This is a genomic window from Rhodoferax mekongensis, assembly GCF_032191775.1.
GTDB lineage: Bacteria > Pseudomonadota > Gammaproteobacteria > Burkholderiales > Burkholderiaceae_C > Allorhodoferax > Allorhodoferax mekongensis.
On the sequence record NZ_CP132507.1, the window covers coordinates 960471 to 981415 of the forward strand.

Genomic DNA, 20945 nt, shown 5'->3' on the forward strand with positions numbered 1-20945 from the left:
TGAAGATACCCGCCATGACAAGCGCTAACCCGACCTACCCCTCCGAGCAAAGTGGGCCCGAAGCCCGAACCCTCCCCCTCGCGGGCATCCGCGTTGTTGAATTCACCCACATGGTCATGGGTCCTACGTGCGGCATGACGCTGGGCGATTTGGGGGCTGAGGTCATCAAGGTCGAACCCTTGGCAGGCGACAGTACGCGTAAGCTGTTGGGCAGTGGCGCGGGCTTCTACCCGCTGTTCAACCGCAACAAGAAGAGCATTGCGGTGGACCTCAAGAGCGCAAAGGGCCGTGAGATTGTGCTCAAGCTGATCGCCACGGCCGACATCGTGAGCGAGAACTTCAAAACCGAGACCATGCAAAAGCTGGGCTTGGACTACGCGTCTTTGAGCAAGCTGGACCCGCGCCTGATCTACGTAAGTCACAAAGGCTTTCTGCCCGGCCCCTACGACCATCGCACCGCGCTGGACGAGGTGGTGCAAATGATGGGCGGCCTGGCCTACATGACCGGCCGCCCGGGCGACCCGCTGCGCGCAGGCTCCAGTGTGAACGACATCATGGGCGGCATCTTCGGTGCGGTGGGCGCCATGGCCGCACTCATGCAGCGCCAGCAAACCGGCAAGGGCCAGGAGGTGCAAAGCGCGCTGTTTGAAAACAACATCTTCTTGGTGGCCCAGCACATGATGCAGTTCGCCGTGACCGGCAAAGCCGCCGCGCCCATGCCCGAGCGCATCTCGCCTTGGGGCATTTATGACGTGTTCAGCGTGAAGGACAAGGAGCAAATTTTTCTGGCCGTGGTGGGCGATGGGCAGTGGAAAACCTTTTGCGAGGCCTTTGCCTACGCCGACCTGTTTGCCGACCCGCGCGTCACCACCAACAACGACCGCGTGCTGGCGCGCAGCTGGCTCATCCCAGAACTGCGCACACGCCTGGCGCAGTTCAGCCGTGCAGAGCTGTCACAGCGCTTTGAGCACGTGGGCCTGCCCTTCGCGCCCATCACCGATCCACAGCATTTGTTTGACGACCCGCACCTGCAAGCCACCGGCGGCTTGGCACCCATGGAGCTGCCGGATGGCCGTCAGACCCAAGTGCCCTTGTTGCCACTGACGCTGGGTGGTGAGCGCCTGGGCCTTCGCTTGGACCCGCCCAAGCTGGGCGAGCACACCGACGCGCTGCTGCAAAGTCTGGGGTACAGCGCGGACGAAGTGGCGGCGCTGCATGCACAAGGCGTAGTACTATGAAAAATATAGCGGTTTGCGCATATCTGGCGTGCGCTAGAGGCCTGAGCGGCAGTGCGGCCTGCTCCGTGTCCCCCGCCCGCGTTGCGGGCTCCTCCTTGACCTGCGCAGACCGCACTGCCGTTCAGGCCTCCCGGAGCTAGCCATGGACAAGCTCAAGCAACTCGAATCCTTCGTCTCGGTCGCCACCCGTGGCAGCTTGACCGCAGCCGCCAATGCCGAAGGCGTGGCCCCCGCCATCATGGGCCGTCGGCTTGACGCGCTGGAAGAGCGCCTGGGCGTGAAGTTGCTGATCCGCACCACCCGGCGCATCACACTCACGCACGAGGGCAGTGCGTTTCTGGAAGACTGCCAGCGCATCATTGCCGACGTGACCAACGCAGAGGCCAGCGTGAGCGCCGGTGGCGTGAAGGCGGCAGGCCATTTGCGTATTACGGCGCCTGCTGGTTTCGGCCGCCGCCATGTGGCGCCGCTGGTGCCCAAGTTCCGCGAGCTGCACCCCGATGTGACGATTTCGCTTAACTTGAGTGACCGTGTGGTGGACATTGCGGGCGAGGGCTTTGACTGCGCAGTCCGCGTGGGCGACATGCCCGACTCATCGCTGGTGAGCGTGCGCATGGCCGACAACCGGCGCTTGTGCGTGGCCACACCGGCCTACCTCAAGCGTCATGGCACGCCCAAAACGCCCGCCGACCTGAGCCGCTTCCATTGCCTCACGCTGTCCAGCGACGCATCCCAAACCCGGGGCTGGGCTTTCAAGTTGCCCGCGGCCAAGGGTGAGCGCGCTGACGCAGGCGAGGTGATTTACCTCAAGCCCGCCGGCCCGTTGGACTGCAGCGATGGCCAGGTGCTGCACGACTGGTGTCTGGGGGGCTACGGCATCGCATGGCGCAGCACCTGGGAGGTGGAAAACGAAATCGCCGCAGGCCGTTTGGTCGCGGTGCTGGAAGACTATGCCGCTCCGCCCAACGGCATTTACGCCGTCTTCCCCCAACGCAAACACATGCCCCTGCGGGTGCGCTTGTGGATCGACTTCATCAAAGAGCGCTACAGCGCGCCGGGGTATTGGCAACGAACCGTGCTTCGGGATTAGTGCTTGCAGACATCCGAAAGAACTATTGCAAGAGCCTTGGCAGCGAATTAGATTAATGCTGATCGCCGGTGTATCCCGGTTCAAATGGGAGCTCTTATGAAAATTAAACGTGTTTTAACCGCAATTGCGTTGGCCGCATCCGCGCTCGGTGCCAGTGCGACTACTACAGTGGGTGGCATCAGCTTCGCGGACAACGCGTTCGCTGATGCGTTGTACTACTCGTTTGGTAGTTACACCACCTCCGGTGGCACTTTGGCGCAAGTATTGACAGACACCAATCCTGGGACCTATGCGTACTCTCGCACACCCGGTGCCAGTTTGTTGCTTGGTTTCACCGATAACAATGTGTTCAATGGTGCCGGTGCAGACTTGGCTGTTTTTGAACTCGGCATTGCAGACTCTGTGAAAGTGAGCTTCGGCGCACAAACATTGTCTTTTCAAACGGTTGCAACGGGTTACACCGCTGGCGGTTATGCGTTGAACGTTGCCTTGGTTGACTTCTCGGCATTCGGCATCGCTAACGGCGCAAACTTGCAATACCAGTCGATTGGCTTGGATACAGTGGCCCCCGGCGGAACTGTTCCCTCCATTTCGTTGGTGGGTGCACTGCACGTGGCGGCTGTACCTGAGCCTGAGACATATGCCATGTTGTTGGCTGGTTTGGGCGCGATAGGGGCCCTGGTGCGTCGCCGCAAGCGCGCCTAAAAGCACTCGACTTCAAATGAAAAAAACCCGCTGAGTTTCAGCGGGTTTTTTCATTTACATGGTGCGGTGGTCAAAACCATTGAGCCGGCTAGCGCTCAAATCCTGCTTTTCATGATCCTGTATGGCGAATTAATGGGCGTCGTCTTCCGAAGGCACGTCAAACTCGTCGTCCAGCGTGTCGCTTTCCATCATTGCGATCTCGGCGCACTGCACGCCGTTGAGTTGATGGCGGTAGGCCAGAAATGCGTGGCGGGCGTTGGTCTCGTCGTCACCTTCGTCATCGGCTGCGGCAGCGGCCAGATGGTGTTTGGCGGCGGCCTGGAAGTGGTGGGCGGCCATGCGGTGGTAGTCGGCTATGGTCTCAAAGTCTTCGTCCACCAGATCGTCTGCCACGGTGTCGGCCATGGGGGAAGTGTCTTGGGTCATTCAGGGCTCGCTTATTCATGAAACACGGCAACACGCCGCCTGTACAGCGTGCGCCTCCGCCGTGAACCCTGTGTGACAGGCACGTGAGGCTTTTGCGACGCGTGGCCGTTTAGACCAGTCCCCAGTCGCGTGCGCCCTTGAACCCGGGAAATATGGTTTTGAGCTGGCTGTCGCTCAGGCCCCACTGGCGCTGGAAGATGCCGCCCAGCACGCTGCGGTATTCGTTCAGCACCGCATAGTCGCGGTTCTGGAACAGGGTGGCCGCCGTCATCTGCACCTGCTCGCCGACCACTTGCTTGCCGCGCACCGCGCCACCCAGCACCCACATCACGCTGCCATGGCCATGGTCGGTGCCGCGGTTGCCGTTTTGGCGGAAGGTGCGGCCGAATTCGCTCATGACCACCACCACGGTGTTGCGCCAGGCGCTGCCCATTTCTTGTGAAAAAGCGGCCAAGCCCTGTCCCAGTTCGTCAAGACGACTGGCCAGATAGCCGGTGGCGCCGCCTTGGGCCACATGGGTATCCCAGCCGCCCACATCCACAAAACCCAGTGCGTATTGCTCGCGCATCAGGCGGGCAATGCGGCGGGCTTCCAACTCGAACCCCTTGGCGGTGATGGCGCCGCGGCTGGCGGCATCCATTTCGGCCGACATTTCGCGCATCACCTGGTCGCGCACCGCAAAGCCGCTTTGTACCGTGCCCTCCAAGCCCGTGCCTTTGTACATGGCAGCAATGATGCTGCTCTGGCGTGTATCTACCGACGGCTTGCTCAGGTTGCGCAGGCTGGTGTTGGGCACCCGCAGGCCCCCTTGCATGGCAATAGGCAGTTGGTCGGTAAACGCCATGGGCGCGGCAGGTTTCGGGCCTTGCAATTGCGCGGCCAGCCGGTTCAAAAAGCCCGAGCCGTATTGGATGCTGCCGTTGTGGAGCTGGCCCAGTTCGATGCTGTCCTGCGTCTCGAAATGGCTGCGCGAGAGGTCGTCGGTACCGCTGAAAGGCACAAAGGCCAATTCGCCTTGCTGGTAGAGCGGATAGAGCGATTCGCGCAGAGCCGGGTGCAGGCCCCAGTCGGCAGAGAGCGGCAGGGCGCTGGCCAGGTCGGCAGAGGGCTTGGCAATCGCAATCTCGGGCCGTACTTCGTAATAGAAGCTGCTGCTGGTGGGCACCAGCAGGCTGGCCGCGTCCATGCCTCCACGCAGGAAGACGAACAAAAACTTGGGCGCCCCGGTACTTGCCACCGCCGTGGCGGCATGCAGGTGCACGCCGGGAATGCCCAGCGCTGCAGCCGCTGCGGTGGTGTGCAAGGCTTGGCGTAAAAAGTGACGACGTTGCATGGCGGACTCCGGTAGGGTGGCCTTGAGCGGGATGGCGAGCGGACGGACGATTAGCGCCGCATGGATTCGGGTGCTGCAAGCAGGAAGGTGTTCCATTCCTGTGGCGAATTGGCCTGGTCCAGCGCAGCGCGCGTGGCCGGGCTCAGGCTGCCCTGAATCGCCTGGTAATACAGCGCGTTGGCCAGCTGGGGAAAGGCAGGTTTTTCAGTGGGTTGCGGGCCATCAGTCTTGAAGAGGCCGGCACTGCCGGAGCCGATCGCCTTGGCAATCTCAAAGCGGGTAGTCAGCTGGCCCGCGCTGTCCCAGCCTGAGGCCACCATGGGGTAGCCGTCCGGCGTCTGGCGGCCATAGAGCGGCTCGCCCATGCGGTTGATCCAGTTCAGCATGGGGCCGACATTGAGGATGACCTTGTCGTCATACGCCAGCCGCACCGAGGACACCACGTAACGTACCGGGTCCTTGAATTTGGTGGGCGGTGCGTTCACAAACTCAGGTGCAGTGAACAGGGTCTCCAATACTTTGGCGATCTGGCCATCGGTCGCTTTCCAGGTGGCCGCCATGCGGTCGATCAGGGCTTGGGGCGGGTTGTCCGAAAGCCAGTAGGTGGCGAGCTTGCGGCTGACGAAGCGTGCGGTGGACGGGTGGCGGGCCAGTGTGTCCAGCGCGGCGTCCACTTCGGCCAGGCCCTCGCCGGTCACGGGGTTGCCCAGCAGGGTTTTGGGGGCCATGTCGTGGCGCTGCGGGTTGAACTCAAACACGCCACGGCGCACATAGAGGCGGTTGAGCTCTTTGCGCAGGTTGGGGTTACCGGTGTTCATGTTCACACCGACGCCAGTGAGTACGCGGGCCAGTTCCTGCACATCCTTCTGGGTGTAGCCACCATCCACCCCCAGGGTGTGCAGTTCCATGAGCTCTCGCGCAAAGTTTTCGTTGATGCGGCCTGCGGCGTTCTGGTCGTTGTCCAGGTAGCGCAGCATGGCCGGGTGGTAGGTCACGGCACCCAGCAGATCGCGGAAGCGCCCCAGGGCGTGCGGCCGCAGAGCGCTGTTCTCGTAGTCGCCCAGCAAGGCGCGCAGGTTGTGCTTGTAGAGGTGCACATTGAAGTGGTTCAGCCAGAACCAGGTCATCTGCTCCTGCACCTGGGCCGGGCTGTAAAGCGCCCGCAGCAGGTGGCGAGTCGCGGATTCGCGGGCCAGGCGGTTGAGCTCTTGCTGGTAGGCCTGCTGGGCGCTTTTCTTCTCAGTGTCATCTTTGAGCGCGTCAGAGTCTTTGCGTTGCTGCTCCATTTTGAGGACCAGATCCGTCAAGCTGGTCTGGCTGATGGTCATGCTGCGCACGGCTTCGCGCGCGGGCTCGGGCAACACAGCGTCGCGGGGCTGGAGTTGCTGCAGCAACCATGTGGCTTGCCCCTGCTGCTCCAGTTGGCGGGCAGTGTGGCTGTTGGCGCCCCAGGTTACCCGGTTCAGCCACTGGTAGTTCTGCGGGGTGGCAGGCGCTGCTGCGCTGTTGAACGCGGCGGGAGGCAGCGGGGCACAGGCCTGCATGCCGGCCAGTGCAGCGCACAGCCACAGAGGGGCCAAGGAATGGGCGGAGGGGAGCATGCGTTTCATGCAGCGCATGGTAGCGCTGCACCCCGCGCCTCACCAACTGTTACTTTTGTAAAGCTGTCAGGCTTTACCGAATTCAGCGCCCAGTTCACCAGCGCGTTTGTGCGCGGCAAACAAGGCTTTGGCAAACAGGTCTTTGACGCCGCTTTCGTCCAGGGACGTGATGGCCGCATACGTGGTGCCGCCCTTGGAGGTAACTTTGGCGCGCAGGGTTTCCGGCGGCTCGGTCGATGCGCGGGCCAGCTCGCCCGCGCCGATGAAGGTGGCCACGGCCAGTTGGTAGGCTTGATCACGCTCCAAACCCAGCTTGGCGCCAGCCTCGGTCATGGCTTCCATGAAATAGAACATATAGGCCGGGCCTGAGCCGCTGATGGCAGTGACCGCGTCGAGTTGCTCTTCAGCGGTCAACCAAACTGTGGCACCGGTGGTGGCGATGACTTCATTGGCCCAGTCTTTGTCCGCCTGGGTGACGGCCGGGCGGCCGTACAGCGCTGTGATGCCCTTGCCGATGAGCGCGGGCGTGTTGGGCATGGTGCGGATGATGCGTTCACTGCCCAGCCATTGGGCGATGCTCTGGCTGGTGATGCCTGCCGCCACGCTCAGGTGCAAGGCATGCTGATTGTGGGCACGCATAGCCGCAGCTGCGTCCTTGAAGGTCTGGGGTTTCACGGCCCAGACGATCATGTCGGCGCCTGCCAAGAACGCTCCGGCTTCTGTCTGTGGGGCGAGGCCGAAGTCCTTGGCCAAGCGCGCCCGTGCTTCGTCCCAGGGTTCCACCACATCAATGTCGGCGGCCGAGAAGCCCTGGCGGAGCAGCCCGCCGATGATGGCGCTGGCCATATTGCCGCCGCCTATGAATGCAATGCGCTTGCCCATGGTGTGTCGTCCTGTGTTATGAAGGTTGGAGCGCGCAAGTCTAGCCAAAGCGGAGGCACCCAAGCCAACGGCGGCTGACAACCCGGACGGGGTTTCAGAGGCTCGTTTGCCGCACTGCGTGCTCCCAGCGCTCCATCAGGTCCTTGGCACGTGCCGGTGGCAAAGTCGGCAAAAAGCGACGCTCGGCCTTCCACAGATCGGTCAGCTCGTCGGTGCTGCGGTACACGCCGGTGGTCAGGCCGGCCAGGTAGGCGGCTCCCAACGCGGTGGTCTCGGTGACTGCGGGGCGCACCACCGGAATGCCCAGCAGATCCGCCTGAAACTGCATGAGCAAATCGTTCACACAGGCGCCACCATCAACGCGCAGCTCAGACACCGCCGCAGCACCCGCGCTTACGGCGTCGCGGCTCATGGCTTGCAGCAGAGCGGCACTTTGGAATGCTATGCTTTCGAGAGCAGCTCGCGCAATGTGGGCGAGCGTTGAGCCGCGGGTAATGCCTGTAATGGAGCCGCGTGCATCGGGCTTCCAATAGGGGGCTCCCAGGCCGGTAAATGCAGGTACAACGATGACGCCTCCGGAGTCCGGCACGCTTTGCGCCAGACTCTGCACCTCGCCGCTGCCCTGAATGGCATGCAGCCCGTCGCGCAGCCATTGCACCACGGCACCACCCACAAACACGCTGCCTTCCAGCGCGAACTGGGGTTGGCTGTGGTAGGTCGCCGCGCCGGGCCGCCCCAAGCTAGACCGCGCCCCATCGGGGGGCAGCGCAGCACGCGGAGCGGCAAGCGTGGGGGCTATTTGCGCGGCACTGGTGGTGATCAAGCCGTTTTGCGAGCTTTGAAAGGTTCCACCGGTGTGCATCAGCATGAAGCAGCCTGTGCCGTAGGTGTTTTTCACCATGCCTGCCTTGAAGCAGGCTTGACCGAAGAGCGCGCTTTGCTGGTCGCCCGCCACGCCGCCGATGGGAATGGCGTGGCCCAGCAGACCGGGCGCCACTTCACCGAACAGGGAGGCCGAGGGCTGGACGGCGGGCATCAGGCTGGCGGGAATGTCCAGCGCGGCCAGCAGGTCTTCGTCCCACAGGTTGGTGTGCACGTTGAACAGCATGGTGCGCGAGGCATTGCTCACATCCGTCACGTGGACTTTACCCTCGGTCAGTTGCCAGATCAGCCAGCTGTCGATAGTGCCGAAGGCCAGCTCACCATTGGCTGCCTGTGCGCGCGCGCCGGGTACGTTGTCCAGAATCCATTTGAGTTTGGTGCCGGAGAAGTAGGCGTCCACCAGCAGCCCTGTTTTCGCTTGTATGGTGTCTGCCAGCCCGCGGGCGCGCAGGTCGGCACAGGTGGGCTCTGCACGACGGTCCTGCCAAACGATGGCGTAGTGGATGGGCACGCCGGTTTTGCGGTTCCACACCACCGTGGTTTCGCGCTGGTTGGTAATTCCCACTGCCCTGACCTGCGCGGCAGTGATGCCGGCTTTGGTCAATGCGTCGCGCGCGGTGGCGAGTTGGATGCGCCAGATCTCCTGGGCGTCGTGCTCTACCCATCCGGGTTGCGGGTAAATCTGTTGCAGTTCCAGCTGGGCCATGGCCACGGTGTGGCCGGTTTCGTCAAACACGATGCTGCGGGAGCTGGAGGTGCCCTGGTCCAAGGCGAGCAGGTAGGTCATGGTTGTCTCCTTCTTGTGGATGGTGTCAGTCTGCAATCACCAGGCGGGCGCCCGCTTCTTCCAGCAGGGCAGGGAAGGGAGCTGGCGGCATGGAGTCGGTGAACAGGCGGTCAATCTGGGCTAGTAGGCCGACTTCGACCATGGCCGGGCGGTTGAACTTGCTGGTGTCGGCGGCCACCCAGACTTCGCGCGCCTGGCTGATGATGGTCTGGGCGACTTTCACTTCACGGTAGTCGTAGTCGCGCAGGGTGCCGTCGGCCTCGATGCCGGAGATGCCGATGACGGCAATATCCACCTTGAACTGGCGGATGAAGTCCACCGCAGCCTCGCCCACGATGCCCTGGTCGCGCCCGCGCACGACACCGCCGACCACGATGACCTCTGACTGGCTATTCGCGCTCAGGATGCTGGCGACGTTCAGGTTGTTGGTAATCACACGCAAGCCCGTGTGCTCCAGCAGTGCCCGCGCCACGGCTTCGGTGGTCGTACCTATGTTCAAGATCAGGGAGCAATCGTTGGGAATGGCCGCAGCAATGGCGCGGGCGATGCGGTTTTTCTCTGGTGCGTTGAGTTGCACCCTTTGCAGGTGTGCAATGTTCTCCACCGTGGAGCTGGGAACCCTTACGCCACCGTGGAAACGGGTCAGCAAGCCCTCGTCCGCCAGTTTTTGTACGTCGCGACGCACGGTTTGCAAGGTCACACCCAGAGACTCTGCCAAGCGCTCTACGGTGACAGAGCCCTGTTCTTGCACGGTGTGAAGCAGTTGAAGTTGGCGAGGGTTCGCGGACATGGGGGTGGATCCTTATGGCGTACGCACTATAAACGAACAAAAACGAATCATATAAGTGACAAAAAGAAAAATAACGAATACGATTACTGACTGCACTCTATTTCACCAGACCTCATGACACCCTACGCCCCCCCCTTGCCCACTCGCCGGGAAGACCTGTTGAATCGCTTGGCCGAGCCCAAGGTTTACGACATTGCGGTGGTGGGCGGAGGCGCTACCGGCTTGGGGGTTGCGCTGGATGCTGCAGCTCGTGGCTTCAGTGTGGTGTTGATCGAGTCGCACGACTTTGCCAAAGGCACGTCCTCCCGTGCAACGAAACTTTTGCACGGAGGTGTGCGCTATTTGGCCCAAGGCAACATTTCCTTGGTGCGCGAGGCACTGCACGAGCGGACGACATTGCTGCGCAATGCCCCGCACCTAGCTCAACCATTGGCCTTTGTCATGCCCTCCTATAAATGGTGGGAAACGCCGTTTTACGGCGCTGGGCTGACTGCGTATGACCTGTTGGCGGGGAAGGCCGGTTTGGGTAAAACTGAGTTTTTGGGCGTCAATCAAACCCGCAATCTGATTCCGCAAGTGGCAACCGGAGGGCTCAAGGGCGGCGTCAAGTACTGGGATGGCCAGTTTGATGATGCGCGGCTGGCGCTGACTTTGGCGCGTACCGCAGCCGCCAAAGGTGCTTTGGTCGTGAACTACTGCAAAGCAACCCAGCTGCAGTATGAGGCTCGCAAGGTGTGTGGCGTCTTGTGTGAGGACACCATCGGGGGGCGCAAGTTCTCGATTCAATCGCGCTGCGTCGTCAATGCAACCGGGGTTTGGGTGGACGCTTTGCGTGAGAAAGACGGTGAGGCCAATCCCCACGACGGCCGTAGCAAGACCAAACCCATGGTAGCGCCCAGCCAAGGTGTACATATTGTGGTGGACAGGGAGTTCCTGGGGGGCGATACGGCCCTGATGGTTCCCAAGACCCAGGACGGACGCGTACTTTTTGCGGTGCCGTGGCTCGGAAAAGTCATTTTGGGTACTACCGATACCCCGCGTCATGATTTAGATCGCGAGCCCAGGCCCTTCAAGGAAGAGGTTGCTTTCATATTAGAAGAGGCAGCCCGCTATCTGAAGAAAGCGCCTACCACGGAGGACATACGGAGCATCTGGGTGGGCTTGCGCCCACTGGTCAAGCCCCAGGAGGATGATGGCGAAAACACCAAAGCCATCAGCCGGGAGCACACGGTGCTGGTGAGCCGAAGCGGTTTGGTGACGGTTACCGGCGGAAAGTGGACGACCTATCGGGCCATGGCAGAGGACGTGCTTGCCAAGTGTGCAGAAAAGAACCTGCTGGAAGCCCGTGCGGCTGGTGCTACCGTGCATTTGCGCCTCCAAGGTGCTGACGGCGTGGGCGTTCGACAAAGCGCTATGTCCATGCCGCAAGGGGCGCACTCCTACGGGTTGGACTATCCGGCAGTGCATGCGCTACCCGGTAGAGGGGTAGAGCTGGCGCCGGGTCTGACCGAGGCCATGGTCCGTTTCGCAGCGCGTTATGAATACGCGGTGACGGTAGAAGATGTGCTTGCCCGCAGGGCGCGTGTATTGTTTTTGGATGCCCGGCTTGCAGCCCGTTTGGCGCCCGAAGTGGCCAGAATTCTTGTGGAGGAGACAGGTTTGCCTCCCAAAGAGGCTGAATTTATCGCTTTGGCGGCTCAATACACCGAAATTCCTGCATAAAAAGTAGTTGACGTCAGAAATCAAGGCTGGCACAATAGTGGGCTTCGCTTGAAAAAGCTGAAGGTTCTGCCCAAATAGAAGTCGTGCAAGTGGTTTGTGCGGTGGATAGCGGGCCCAAGACTGACTTGGTTTTGTAGTTGCCAGTGTGGCAAAGCAGCTCCAGGTGCAAGTTGGGAATAATGAAATGATCCAAACTGAATCTCGACTGGAAGTTGCCGACAACACCGGCGCGAAATCCGTTCTCTGCATCAAGGTGCTGGGCGGGTCTAAGCGTCGCTATGCAAGCGTCGGCGACATCATCAAAGTTTCCATCAAAGAAGCTGCTCCCCGTGGACGCGTCAAAAAAGGCGAGGTCTATAGCGCTGTAGTGGTTCGTACTGCCAAGGGCATCCGCCGTGGCAACGGTTCTTTGGTGAAATTCGACGGCAACGCAGCTGTGTTGCTCAACGCCAAGTTGGAGCCTATCGGCACCCGCATCTTCGGACCAGTGACCCGCGAACTGCGCACTGAAAAGTTCATGAAGATCGTGTCCCTGGCTCCTGAAGTTTTGTAAGGACCCGCCATGAACAAGATTCGCAAAGGCGACGAAGTCATCGTTATCGCAGGTCGCGATAAGGGTAAGCGCGGAGTGATCTCCTTGCGCGCTGACGACTCTCACGTAGTCGTCGAGGGCATCAACTTGGTGAAAAAGCACACCAAGCCAAACCCCATGAAGGGCACAACCGGTGGCATCGTTGAAAAGACCATGCCTATTCACCAGTCCAACGTTGCCATTTTCAATGCAGCAACCGGCAAGGCTGACCGTGTTGGTATCAAGGTGCTGGCTGACGGCAAACGCGTTCGCGTTTACAAGTCCAGCGGCGAAGAAATCAAGGTGGCATAAACATGGCACGTCTACAACAACACTACCGCGAAAAAGTGGCGCCTGAGTTGACAGCCAAGTTTGGCTACACCTCGCCCATGCAAGTGCCACGTTTGACCAAGATTACCCTGAACATGGGTGTGAGCGAAGCCGTTGCTGACAAAAAGGTGATGGATCACGCAGTGTCCGATCTGACCAAGATCGCTGGGCAGAAGCCCGTGGTGACCAAATCCAAGAAAGCTATCGCTGGTTTCAAGATCCGCGAAGGCCAGGCAATCGGTTGCATGGTGACTTTGCGCGGCGTGCAGATGTACGAATTCCTCGATCGTTTCGTGACCGTGGCTCTGCCCCGCGTCCGTGACTTCCGTGGTATTTCGGGTCGCGCTTTTGATGGCCGTGGTAACTACAACATCGGCGTCAAAGAGCAGATCATTTTCCCTGAGATTGAATATGACAAGGTTGATGCCTTGCGCGGCCTCAATATCAGCATCACCACAACGGCAAAGACCGACGAAGAGTGCAAGGCACTGCTCGCTGGCTTCCGTTTCCCGTTCAAGAACTGAGGTGACCTGTGGCTAAAATGGCTTTAATCGAGCGCGAGCTCAAACGTGACAAGTTGGCTGCCAAGTACGCTAAAAAATACGCGGAACTGAAGGCAATCGCAGGTGATGCAAAGCGTTCTGACGAAGAGCGTGCAGCAGCCCGTCTGGGTCTGCAAAAGTTGCCTCGCAACGCAAACCCCACTCGCCAGCGTAACCGCTGCTCCATCACGGGTCGTCCCCGTGGAACGTTCCAGCACTTCGGTCTGGGTCGTGCGAAGATTCGTGAAATGGCTTTTGCCGGAGAAATTCCTGGCATTACCAAGGCCAGCTGGTAAGCGATAGGAGAACCGAACATGAGTATGAGTGATCCCATCGCCGATCTGTTGACACGTATCCGCAATGCACAGATGGTTGCAAAAACAACCGTGTCCGTGCCTTCTTCCAAAGTGAAGATCGCAATTGCGCAAGTGTTGAAAGAAGAAGGCTATATCGACGGCTTCAAGGTATCCACTGAAGACGGCAAGTCTGAGCTGCAAATTGCTTTGAAATATTACGCCGGTCGCCCTGTGATCGAGCGTATTGAGCGCGTAAGCCGTCCTGGCCTGCGTGTTTACCGCGGCAGCGATGCAATCCCTCAAGTCCAAAACGGCTTGGGCGTTGCTATCGTGACTACACCCAAGGGTGTTATGACTGATCGCAAAGCGCGCGCTTCCGGTGTCGGTGGCGAAGTGCTGTGCTACGTCGCTTAACGCTACAGGAGTAAGAAACAATGTCCCGCGTAGGCAAACTCCCCGTCACCGTACCTGCTGGTGTTGAAGTGTCCATCAAGGCTGATCAGATCAGCGTAAAGGGCGCTGGCGGCACTCTGCAACTGGCTCAAAACAGCCTGGTGAACATCCAGAACGAAGCTGGCAAGCTCAGCTTCCAACCTGCTAACGAATCCCGTGAAGCTGACGCAATGACCGGCACTATCCGCCAGTTGGTCAACAACATGGTGGTTGGCGTAACCAAGGGCTTTGAGCGCAAGCTGAGCCTGATTGGTGTGGGTTACAAGGCGCAAGCTACAGGCACCAAGTTGAACTTGGCTGTCGGTTACTCGCACCCGGTGAATCTCGAAATGCCTGCTGGCATTTCTGTGGCCACTCCCACTCCTACTGAAATCTTGATCAAAGGTGCTGACCGCCAACGCGTAGGTCAGATCGCCGCTGAGATCCGTGCGATTCGTCCCCCAGAGCCTTACAAGGGCAAGGGCATCCGCTATGCGGATGAGAAGATTACGATCAAAGAAACGAAGAAGAAATAAGGAGCTGCAACATGTTGAGCAAAAAAGAGCAGCGTCTTCGTCGGGCACGTCAGACCCGAATCCGCATTGCAACGCAAGGCGTAGCACGTTTGACCGTTACACGCACAAACTTGCACATCTACGCCAGCGTTGTCTCCGGCGACGGCGGCAAAGTCATTGCCTGCGCATCGACTGCTGAAGCAGAAGTTCGCAAGTCCCTGGGTGCAACTGGCAAAGGCGGCAACGTCGCTGCAGCACAGATCATTGGCAAGCGCGTCGCTGAAAAAGCGAAGGCCGCCGGTATCGAAAAAGTGGCGTTTGACCGCTCCGGTTTCGCCTACCACGGTCGCGTCAAGGCGCTGGCAGATGCCGCGCGTGAAGCTGGCTTGCAGTTCTAAGCAGATCGGAAATTAAGATGGCTAAAGTTCAAGCAAAAATGCAAGGTAAGGCCGAGGGTCCTGAGGACGGTCTGCGCGAGAAAATGATCGCGATCAACCGCGTGACCAAAGTTGTGAAGGGCGGCCGTATTCTCGGTTTCGCTGCTCTGACGGTGGTTGGCGACGGCGATGGTCGTATCGGCATGGGCAAAGGTAAATCCAAGGAAGTTCCTGCAGCAGTGCAGAAAGCCATGGAAGAAGCCCGTCGCAACATGATCAAGGTTACTTTGAAGAATGGTTCCATTCACCACAAGGTGATGGGTCACCACGGCGCAGCTAGCGTCATGATGGCGCCAGCTCCAAAGGGTACCGGCATTATTGCTGGTGGTCCTATGCGCGCTGTTTTCGAAGTTCTGGGCATTACAGACATCGTGGCCAAGAGCCACGGTTCTTCCAACCCTTACAACATGGTTCGTGCGACCTTGGATGCTCTGTCTGTGTCTACGACACCTGCAGAAGTTGCAGCCAAGCGTGGCAAGACTGTTGAAGAACTCTTCGCTTAATCGGGGACTTCAAAATGACAACACAACAAACTGTGAAGATTCAATTGGTGCGTAGCCCGATTGGAACGAAAGAGTCGCATCGCGCCACTGTGCGTGGCTTGGGTCTGCGCAAGCTCAACAGCGTGAGCGAACTGCAGGATACACCTGCAGTGCGCGGCATGATTAACAAGATCAGCTACCTGGTCAAGGTGCTCTAAGAGGTTGATGATGGAACTGAATAACATCAAGCCCGCTGAAGGCGCCAAGCACGCCAAGCGTCGTGTCGGCCGTGGTATCGGATCCGGTTTGGGCAAGACAGCCGGCCGTGGTCACAAAGGTCAAAAGTCTCGCTCTGGCGGCTACCATAAAGTCGGCTTTGAAGGCGGTCAGATGCCCATGCATCGTCGTCTTCCAAAGCGCGGTTTCAAGTCGCATTTGCTCAAGTTCAATGCTGAGATCACGTTGACTGCCTTGGAAGCTTTGGGTTTGGCTGAGGTCAACCTCGTTGCCCTGAAGCAAGCGGGTGCAGTCGGTGAGCTGGCCAAGGTGGTGAAGGTTATCAATACCGGTGCGATCACTAAAGCAGTGAAGCTGAGCGGTATCGGTGCAACTGCTGGTGCCAAAGCTGCTATTGAAGCCGCTGGCGGCGCAGTAGCCTAATTAGTTTTACGAAAGTAAACGAGTGGTTACAACTGCAGCTCAAACAGCCAAAGCAGGCAAGTTCGGCGACCTGCGTCGCCGGCTTGTTTTCTTGTTGCTGGCGCTGGTGGTCTATCGCTTGGGGGCGCATATCCCGGTCCCAGGCATTGACCCCGCACAACTGCAACAACTGTTTAAGGGTCAACAAGGCGGCATATTGAGCTTGTTCAATATGTTCTCCGGTGGCGCCTTGTCTCGCTTCACGATCTTCGCGCTGGGCATAATGCCCTACATCTCAGCCTCGATCATCATGCAGCTGTTGACCTATGTGTTGCCAGCTTTTGAGCAGTTGAAGAAAGAGGGCGAAGGCGGTCGTCGCAAGATAACGCAATACACCCGTTACGGTACCTTGGGCTTGGCTTTGTTCCAGTCTTTGGGAATTGCTGTTGCGTTAGAGGCGTCTGCAGGCTTGGTGATATCTCCTGGCTTTGGGTTTCGCATGACTACCATCGTGACTCTGACAGCCGGGACCATGTTTCTGATGTGGTTGGGTGAACAGATTACAGAGCGGGGACTGGGTAACGGAATCTCCATCCTTATCTTCGGTGGTATCGCGGCTGGATTGCCGAATGCTGTCGGGGGATTGCTGGAGCTGGTGCGCACTGGTTCGATGAGTATCATCGTGGCTTTGCTGATTGTGGTCGTTGTTGCACTGGTCACGTACTTTGTCGTGTTCGTGGAGCGGGGACAGCGTAAGATTCTTGTGAACTATGCCCGTCGTCAAGTAGGCAACAAGGTGTATGGTGGGCAATCTTCCCATCTGCCATTGAAGCTGAACATGGCTGGCGTTATTCCTCCGATCTTTGCGTCATCCATCATTCTGTTGCCTGCAACGATTGCAAATTGGTTCAGTACTGGCGATTCAATGCGGTGGTTGAAAGACATTGCCGGCACGCTCAGTCCAGGTCAACCTGTTTATGTGATGCTGTATGCGGCAGCTATCGTGTTCTTCTGCTTTTTCTACACGGCCTTGGTATTCAACAGCCGCGAAACAGCGGACAACCTGAAGAAGAGCGGCGCATTTATCCCCGGCATTCGGCCAGGAGACCAAACTGCCAAATACATTGACAAGATTTTGGTTCGCTTGACGCTTGCTGGTGCGATCTACATCACGTTCGTGTGTTTGTTGCCTGAGTTCTTGATATTGAAGTACAACGTGCCGTTCTACTTCGGAGGAACTTCGTTGCTGATTATTGTTGTTGTCACCATGGATTTCATGGCTCAAGTCCAGAACTACATGATGTCTCAGCAGTATGAATCGCTGCTCAAGAAGGCGAATTTCAAGGCTTCTTGATACAAGTAAGTCATCGAGGGAGTGCGTGCAGCTTGCTTGCCAGGCAGCGCGGCATTCAGATAGCAAGTTAGAGCGCTTGTTCCGCGCGAATCAAAGTCGGGACTGGGCGAAGAGTTTTAGGAGAAGAAAATGAAAGTTTCGGCTTCGGTCAAGAAAATTTGCCGCAACTGCAAAATCATCCGACGCAAAGGCGTTGTGCGCGTGATCTGTACAGATCCACGCCACAAGCAGCGTCAGGGTTAATTGCAAGAGTTTTAGAGGACGAAAATGGCACGTATCGCTGGCATCAACATTCCGCCGCACCAACATTCCGAAATCGGCTTGACAGCTATTTTCGGTATCGGACGCACCCGCGCACGCAAGATTTGCGAAGCCTGTGGCATCGCTTACTCGAAGAAAGTCAAAGACTTGACTGACTCCGATCTTGAGAAAATCCGCGACCAAATCGCTCAGTTTACAATTGAGGGTGATTTGCGCCGTGAGACCACCATGAACATCAAGCGTTTGATGGACATTGGTTGCTACCGCGGGTTCCGTCACCGCCGCGGCCTGCCGATGCGTGGTCAACGTACTCGCACGAACGCACGTACACGCAAAGGCCCTCGTAAGGCAGCTGCGTCTTTGAAGAAATAATAGGGATTGAGAGACCACTATGGCAAAGGCTCCCGCTAATAACGCAGCACAGCGCGTTCGCAAAAAGGTTCGCAAGAACGTTGCCGACGGCATCGCTCACGTGCACGCTTCGTTCAACAACACGATCATTACCATCACCGATCGCCAGGGCAACGCGTTGTCTTGGGCATCGTCCGGTGGTCAGGGTTTCAAGGGCTCCCGCAAGTCCACTCCGTTTGCTGCCCAAGTAGCATCTGAAGTGGCTGGCCGCGCAGCTCTGGAACAAGGCATCAAGAACCTCGACGTTGAGATCAAGGGCCCCGGCCCCGGTCGCGAGTCTTCGGTTCGCGCCTTGGCTGCACTGGGTATCCGCATCAACATGATTGCAGATGTGACCCCCGTGCCGCACAACGGTTGCCGCCCTCAAAAGCGCCGCCGTATTTAATTTAAACCAAGCCCACCGCCACCAACTTTTGTTGGTGGCTCGCGCGTTTCTACGCGTCAGATGACATAAAAGGAAGATCAAGTGGCACGTTACCTAGGCCCCAAGGCCAAACTTTCCCGCCGCGAAGGCACAGACCTGTTTTTGAAGAGCGCACGCCGCTCTATCGCTGACAAGGCAAAATTTGACTCCAAGCCAGGCCAGCACGGCCGCACCTCTGGTGCCCGTACTTCTGACTACGGTCTGCAATTGCGTGAAAAGCAAAAAGTAAAGCGCATGTACGGTGTGTTGGAGCGCCAGTTCCGCCGCTATTTTGCTGAAGCAGATCGTCGTCGTGGTAACACCGGCGCCAACTTGATGGTTCTGTTGGAATCCCGTCTGGACAACGTTGTATACCGTATGGGTTTTGGCTCCACACGCGCAGAAGCCCGTCAGCTGGTTTCTCACAAAGCGATCACTGTCAACGGTAACCCCGTGAACATTCCTTCCTACATGGTGAAGGCCGGTGACGTTATCGCTGTCCGCGAGAAGTCCAAAAAACAGAATCGTATCGTTGAAGCCCTGCAATTGGCCCAACAAGTCGGTTTGCCCGCATGGGTTGAGGTGAGCGTTGAAAAGGCCGAAGGCACTTTCAAGACTGTTCCTGATCGTGACCAATTCGGTGCTGACATCAACGAATCATTGATCGTTGAATTGTATTCCCGCTAATCGTTTCGGGTTTTTGTAATCGTTCCTTTGCTGCGGGGCACTGCGGCAAAGGTACTTCACCAGCCTTACCGATGTAACGAGTCGGGGGTATTGAGAGGAAGTTTGCATGCAAAACAATTTGTTGAAGCCTAAGTCGATCAGCGTTGAGCAACTTGGCCCGAATCGCGCCAAAGTGGCTCTGGAGCCTTTTGAGCGTGGTTATGGTCACACACTTGGGAACGCTTTGCGTCGAGTGTTGTTGTCCTCCATGCCTGGCTTCGCTGCGACTGAGGTGACAATTGCCGGCGTGTTGCATGAGTACTCTTCTATCGACGGTGTTCAAGAAGATGTAGTGAACATCTTGTTGAACCTTAAGGGCGTAGTCTTTAAGTTGCACAACCGCGAAGAAGTTACGTTGAGCCTGCGTAAGGACACCGAAGGTGTCGTTACTGCTGCTGACATTCAAACGCCTCATGATGTTGAGATCATCAATCCTGAGCACGTGATTGCAAACTTGTCGCATGGCGGTAAGTTGGATATGCAGATCAAGGTTGAAAAAGGTCGTGGCTACGTGCCTGGCAGCATGCGCCGCTACGCTGACGAGCCAAACAAGTCAATTGGCCGCATTGTGCTGGACGCTTCGTTCTCGCCTGTTCGCCGTGTGAGCTACACCGTCGAGAGCGCTCGTGTAGAACAGCGTACTGACTTGGACAAGTTGGTTGTTGAGATTGAGACTAACGGTGCTGTGACAGCAGAAGATGCAGTTCGCGCTTCCGCCAAAATCTTGGTCGAACAGTTGGCAGTGTTTGCACAGTTGGAAGGTAGCGAGTTGGATGCGTTCACCGCACCTGCGCCACGTGGCAATACGCAATTCGATCCGATTCTGTTGCGTCCAGTGGATGAGTTGGAACTCACAGTTCGTTCTGCGAACTGCTTGAAGGCCGAGAACATCTACTACATCGGTGATTTGATTCAGCGCACAGAAAATGAGCTGCTGAAGACTCCTAATCTGGGTCGCAAGTCTCTCAACGAAATCAAGGAAGTATTGGCCTCCCGTGGGCTGACTTTGGGAATGAAGCTGGAGAGCTGGCCCCCTGCTTCTTTGGAAAAGCGTTAACTCGTATCTGAACCCTTTACAGGGTTCCGTGCCACAGGCAGTACCTGATACGGCTGCCTGTTAATAAAACTGAAGGAAATTAATATGCGTCACGGACACGGTCTTCGTAAACTTAACCGCACTAGCTCACACCGTTTGGCTATGTTGCGCAACATGATGAATTCGTTGATCGAACACGAAGTCATCAAAACCACTGTACCCAAGGCCAAGGAATTGCGCCGTGTAGTGGAGCCCATGATCACTTTGGCTAAAGAAGCTACCGTGGCAAACCGTCGTCTGGCATTCGATCGTCTGCGTGATCGTGACAGCGTCACCAAGTTGTTCGACGTTTTGGGTCCTCGCTTCAAGGCGCGCCCAGGCGGCTACACACGTATTTTGAAAATGGGTTTCCGTGTTGGTGACAACGCGCCCATGGCATTGGTGGAATTGGTTGAGCGTTCTGAAGAAGTTTCTGCAACTTCTGAAGAAGTGAAAGCTTAATAGGTTATAATTCAAGTCTTGACGCGGAGTGGAGCAGCCTGGTAGCTCGTTGGGCTCATAACCCAAAGGTCGTTAGTTCAAATCTAGCCTCCGCAACCAATAGACACGTGGAATTCCACGGCAGCAAAGGCTCACTTCGGTGGGCCTTTTTTGTTTTGTGCCCAATCTGTGCCCATTCTGTGCCCCGGTCGTGCCCATCCGGAAGGGCTTTGAAGAAGTTTGGACCATTGGGCAAATTCCGCTCAGGGCTAGGTGTCGCCGTTCACTGGTGTCCTGTTTCCGGCACCGCATTGGCACCAATTTCAGCCGTATTCACCGGATTTTGAGCTGGCAAGCGACGTTCGTTGTTGAATCTTCATGTCAGCAAACTCAAAGTTCATTCACTGCTGCGATCGCTGATTGACTAGACATCTGCACCATCGCCCTGTCAGTCGGCTTCTAAAGGGACGGCCAACAGCGCTCGGCTATGCAATTGCAAATATCCCGACAGGGTTTTCCCTATGCTCACGCTGGTTGATTGGCGCTGCCGATATGTCATAGTCGCGTGCGAAAA

Annotated in this window: 27 protein-coding genes and 1 tRNA gene; 22 read left to right on the top strand and 6 right to left on the bottom strand. The window is 57.8% G+C overall.

Annotated elements, in window-relative coordinates; translation table 11 throughout:
- The first annotated feature begins 14 nt into the window (after positions 1-14).
- From RAN89_RS04560 to RAN89_RS04570, 3 genes are all read left to right on the top strand, one after another.
- Positions 15-1238: a CaiB/BaiF CoA transferase family protein gene (locus tag RAN89_RS04560; protein WP_313868458.1), complete on the top strand. Its 1224-nt coding sequence runs from the start codon at positions 15-17 to the stop codon at positions 1236-1238.
- Positions 1239-1380: 142 nt separating this feature from the next.
- Positions 1381-2328, top strand: a complete 948-nt coding sequence (locus RAN89_RS04565; RefSeq protein ID WP_313868459.1) for a LysR family transcriptional regulator — start codon at positions 1381-1383, stop codon at positions 2326-2328.
- A gap of 96 nt (positions 2329-2424) precedes the next feature.
- A complete protein-coding gene (locus tag RAN89_RS04570; RefSeq protein WP_313868460.1) occupies positions 2425-3033 on the top strand; it encodes a PEP-CTERM sorting domain-containing protein in 609 nt (202 codons plus the stop codon).
- 129 nt (positions 3034-3162) lie between these two features.
- On the opposite strand, the gene RAN89_RS04575 is transcribed toward RAN89_RS04570, so the two are convergent.
- The 6 genes from RAN89_RS04575 to RAN89_RS04600 all read right to left on the bottom strand — a co-directional run bounded on the left by RAN89_RS04575 (position 3163) and on the right by RAN89_RS04600 (position 9734).
- Positions 3163-3459: a hypothetical protein gene (locus tag RAN89_RS04575; protein WP_313868461.1), complete on the bottom strand. Its 297-nt coding sequence runs from the start codon at positions 3457-3459 to the stop codon at positions 3163-3165.
- 109 nt (positions 3460-3568) lie between these two features.
- Positions 3569-4792 (bottom strand): DUF1501 domain-containing protein, encoded by a 1224-nt coding sequence (locus RAN89_RS04580; protein ID WP_313868462.1) that lies wholly within the window; start codon positions 4790-4792, stop codon positions 3569-3571.
- Positions 4793-4842: 50 nt separating this feature from the next.
- The gene (locus RAN89_RS04585; protein WP_313869343.1) at positions 4843-6393 is read right to left on the bottom strand and encodes a DUF1800 domain-containing protein; all 1551 of its coding nucleotides are present in this window, start codon (positions 6391-6393) and stop codon (positions 4843-4845) included.
- A gap of 66 nt (positions 6394-6459) precedes the next feature.
- Positions 6460-7275, bottom strand: a complete 816-nt coding sequence (proC, locus tag RAN89_RS04590) for a pyrroline-5-carboxylate reductase (RefSeq protein WP_313868463.1) — start codon at positions 7273-7275, stop codon at positions 6460-6462.
- Between the two features lie 94 nt (positions 7276-7369).
- Positions 7370-8944, bottom strand: a complete 1575-nt coding sequence (glpK, locus tag RAN89_RS04595) for a glycerol kinase GlpK (protein ID WP_313868464.1) — start codon at positions 8942-8944, stop codon at positions 7370-7372.
- Between the two features lie 25 nt (positions 8945-8969).
- The gene (locus tag RAN89_RS04600) at positions 8970-9734 is read right to left on the bottom strand and encodes a DeoR/GlpR family DNA-binding transcription regulator (protein ID WP_313868465.1); all 765 of its coding nucleotides are present in this window, start codon (positions 9732-9734) and stop codon (positions 8970-8972) included.
- Positions 9735-9848: 114 nt separating this feature from the next.
- Between RAN89_RS04600 and RAN89_RS04605 the strand changes: the two genes are divergently transcribed.
- From RAN89_RS04605 to RAN89_RS04695, 19 genes are all read left to right on the top strand, one after another.
- Positions 9849-11456 carry a glycerol-3-phosphate dehydrogenase/oxidase gene (locus RAN89_RS04605; protein WP_313868466.1) on the top strand — a complete coding sequence of 536 codons (1608 nt, stop codon included), beginning with the start codon at positions 9849-9851 and terminating at the stop codon, positions 11454-11456.
- 184 nt (positions 11457-11640) lie between these two features.
- Positions 11641-12009 carry a 50S ribosomal protein L14 gene (gene rplN, locus RAN89_RS04610; RefSeq protein ID WP_313868467.1) on the top strand — a complete coding sequence of 123 codons (369 nt, stop codon included), beginning with the start codon at positions 11641-11643 and terminating at the stop codon, positions 12007-12009.
- A 9-nt stretch (positions 12010-12018) separates the two neighbouring features.
- The gene (gene rplX / locus RAN89_RS04615) at positions 12019-12339 is read left to right on the top strand and encodes a 50S ribosomal protein L24 (RefSeq protein WP_087496064.1); all 321 of its coding nucleotides are present in this window, start codon (positions 12019-12021) and stop codon (positions 12337-12339) included.
- A gap of 2 nt (positions 12340-12341) precedes the next feature.
- The gene (rplE, locus tag RAN89_RS04620) at positions 12342-12881 is read left to right on the top strand and encodes a 50S ribosomal protein L5 (protein WP_087496065.1); all 540 of its coding nucleotides are present in this window, start codon (positions 12342-12344) and stop codon (positions 12879-12881) included.
- 8 nt (positions 12882-12889) lie between these two features.
- On the top strand, positions 12890-13195 hold the full coding sequence (gene rpsN, locus RAN89_RS04625; RefSeq protein ID WP_087496066.1) for a 30S ribosomal protein S14: 306 nt from the start codon (positions 12890-12892) through the stop codon (positions 13193-13195).
- Positions 13196-13213: 18 nt separating this feature from the next.
- Positions 13214-13609, top strand: a complete 396-nt coding sequence (gene rpsH, locus RAN89_RS04630; protein ID WP_087496067.1) for a 30S ribosomal protein S8 — start codon at positions 13214-13216, stop codon at positions 13607-13609.
- 20 nt (positions 13610-13629) lie between these two features.
- The gene (gene rplF / locus RAN89_RS04635) at positions 13630-14163 is read left to right on the top strand and encodes a 50S ribosomal protein L6 (RefSeq protein ID WP_313868468.1); all 534 of its coding nucleotides are present in this window, start codon (positions 13630-13632) and stop codon (positions 14161-14163) included.
- 11 nt (positions 14164-14174) lie between these two features.
- Complete coding sequence (gene rplR / locus RAN89_RS04640) at positions 14175-14540, top strand: 50S ribosomal protein L18 (protein ID WP_313868469.1); 366 nt, start codon at positions 14175-14177, stop codon at positions 14538-14540.
- A 17-nt stretch (positions 14541-14557) separates the two neighbouring features.
- A complete protein-coding gene (rpsE, locus tag RAN89_RS04645; protein WP_313868470.1) occupies positions 14558-15082 on the top strand; it encodes a 30S ribosomal protein S5 in 525 nt (174 codons plus the stop codon).
- 14 nt (positions 15083-15096) lie between these two features.
- The gene (gene rpmD / locus RAN89_RS04650; RefSeq protein ID WP_087496071.1) at positions 15097-15279 is read left to right on the top strand and encodes a 50S ribosomal protein L30; all 183 of its coding nucleotides are present in this window, start codon (positions 15097-15099) and stop codon (positions 15277-15279) included.
- A gap of 10 nt (positions 15280-15289) precedes the next feature.
- Positions 15290-15721: a 50S ribosomal protein L15 gene (gene rplO, locus RAN89_RS04655; protein ID WP_087497363.1), complete on the top strand. Its 432-nt coding sequence runs from the start codon at positions 15290-15292 to the stop codon at positions 15719-15721.
- A 22-nt stretch (positions 15722-15743) separates the two neighbouring features.
- Positions 15744-17054 (top strand): preprotein translocase subunit SecY, encoded by a 1311-nt coding sequence (gene secY, locus RAN89_RS04660; protein WP_313868471.1) that lies wholly within the window; start codon positions 15744-15746, stop codon positions 17052-17054.
- A 129-nt stretch (positions 17055-17183) separates the two neighbouring features.
- Entirely contained in the window at positions 17184-17297 is a 114-nt protein-coding gene (gene rpmJ / locus RAN89_RS04665; RefSeq protein ID WP_012348927.1) for a 50S ribosomal protein L36, read from the top strand.
- Between the two features lie 24 nt (positions 17298-17321).
- Positions 17322-17687: a 30S ribosomal protein S13 gene (gene rpsM, locus RAN89_RS04670; protein ID WP_087496073.1), complete on the top strand. Its 366-nt coding sequence runs from the start codon at positions 17322-17324 to the stop codon at positions 17685-17687.
- Between the two features lie 19 nt (positions 17688-17706).
- Positions 17707-18111: a 30S ribosomal protein S11 gene (rpsK, locus tag RAN89_RS04675; protein ID WP_029706489.1), complete on the top strand. Its 405-nt coding sequence runs from the start codon at positions 17707-17709 to the stop codon at positions 18109-18111.
- 81 nt (positions 18112-18192) lie between these two features.
- Positions 18193-18816 (top strand): 30S ribosomal protein S4, encoded by a 624-nt coding sequence (gene rpsD, locus RAN89_RS04680; RefSeq protein ID WP_087496074.1) that lies wholly within the window; start codon positions 18193-18195, stop codon positions 18814-18816.
- 106 nt (positions 18817-18922) lie between these two features.
- Positions 18923-19912 (top strand): DNA-directed RNA polymerase subunit alpha, encoded by a 990-nt coding sequence (locus RAN89_RS04685; protein ID WP_087496075.1) that lies wholly within the window; start codon positions 18923-18925, stop codon positions 19910-19912.
- Between the two features lie 84 nt (positions 19913-19996).
- Entirely contained in the window at positions 19997-20392 is a 396-nt protein-coding gene (gene rplQ, locus RAN89_RS04690; RefSeq protein ID WP_087496076.1) for a 50S ribosomal protein L17, read from the top strand.
- A gap of 22 nt (positions 20393-20414) precedes the next feature.
- Positions 20415-20491: transfer RNA gene (locus RAN89_RS04695), tRNA-Met, on the top strand.
- Positions 20492-20945: the final 454 nt, after the last annotated feature.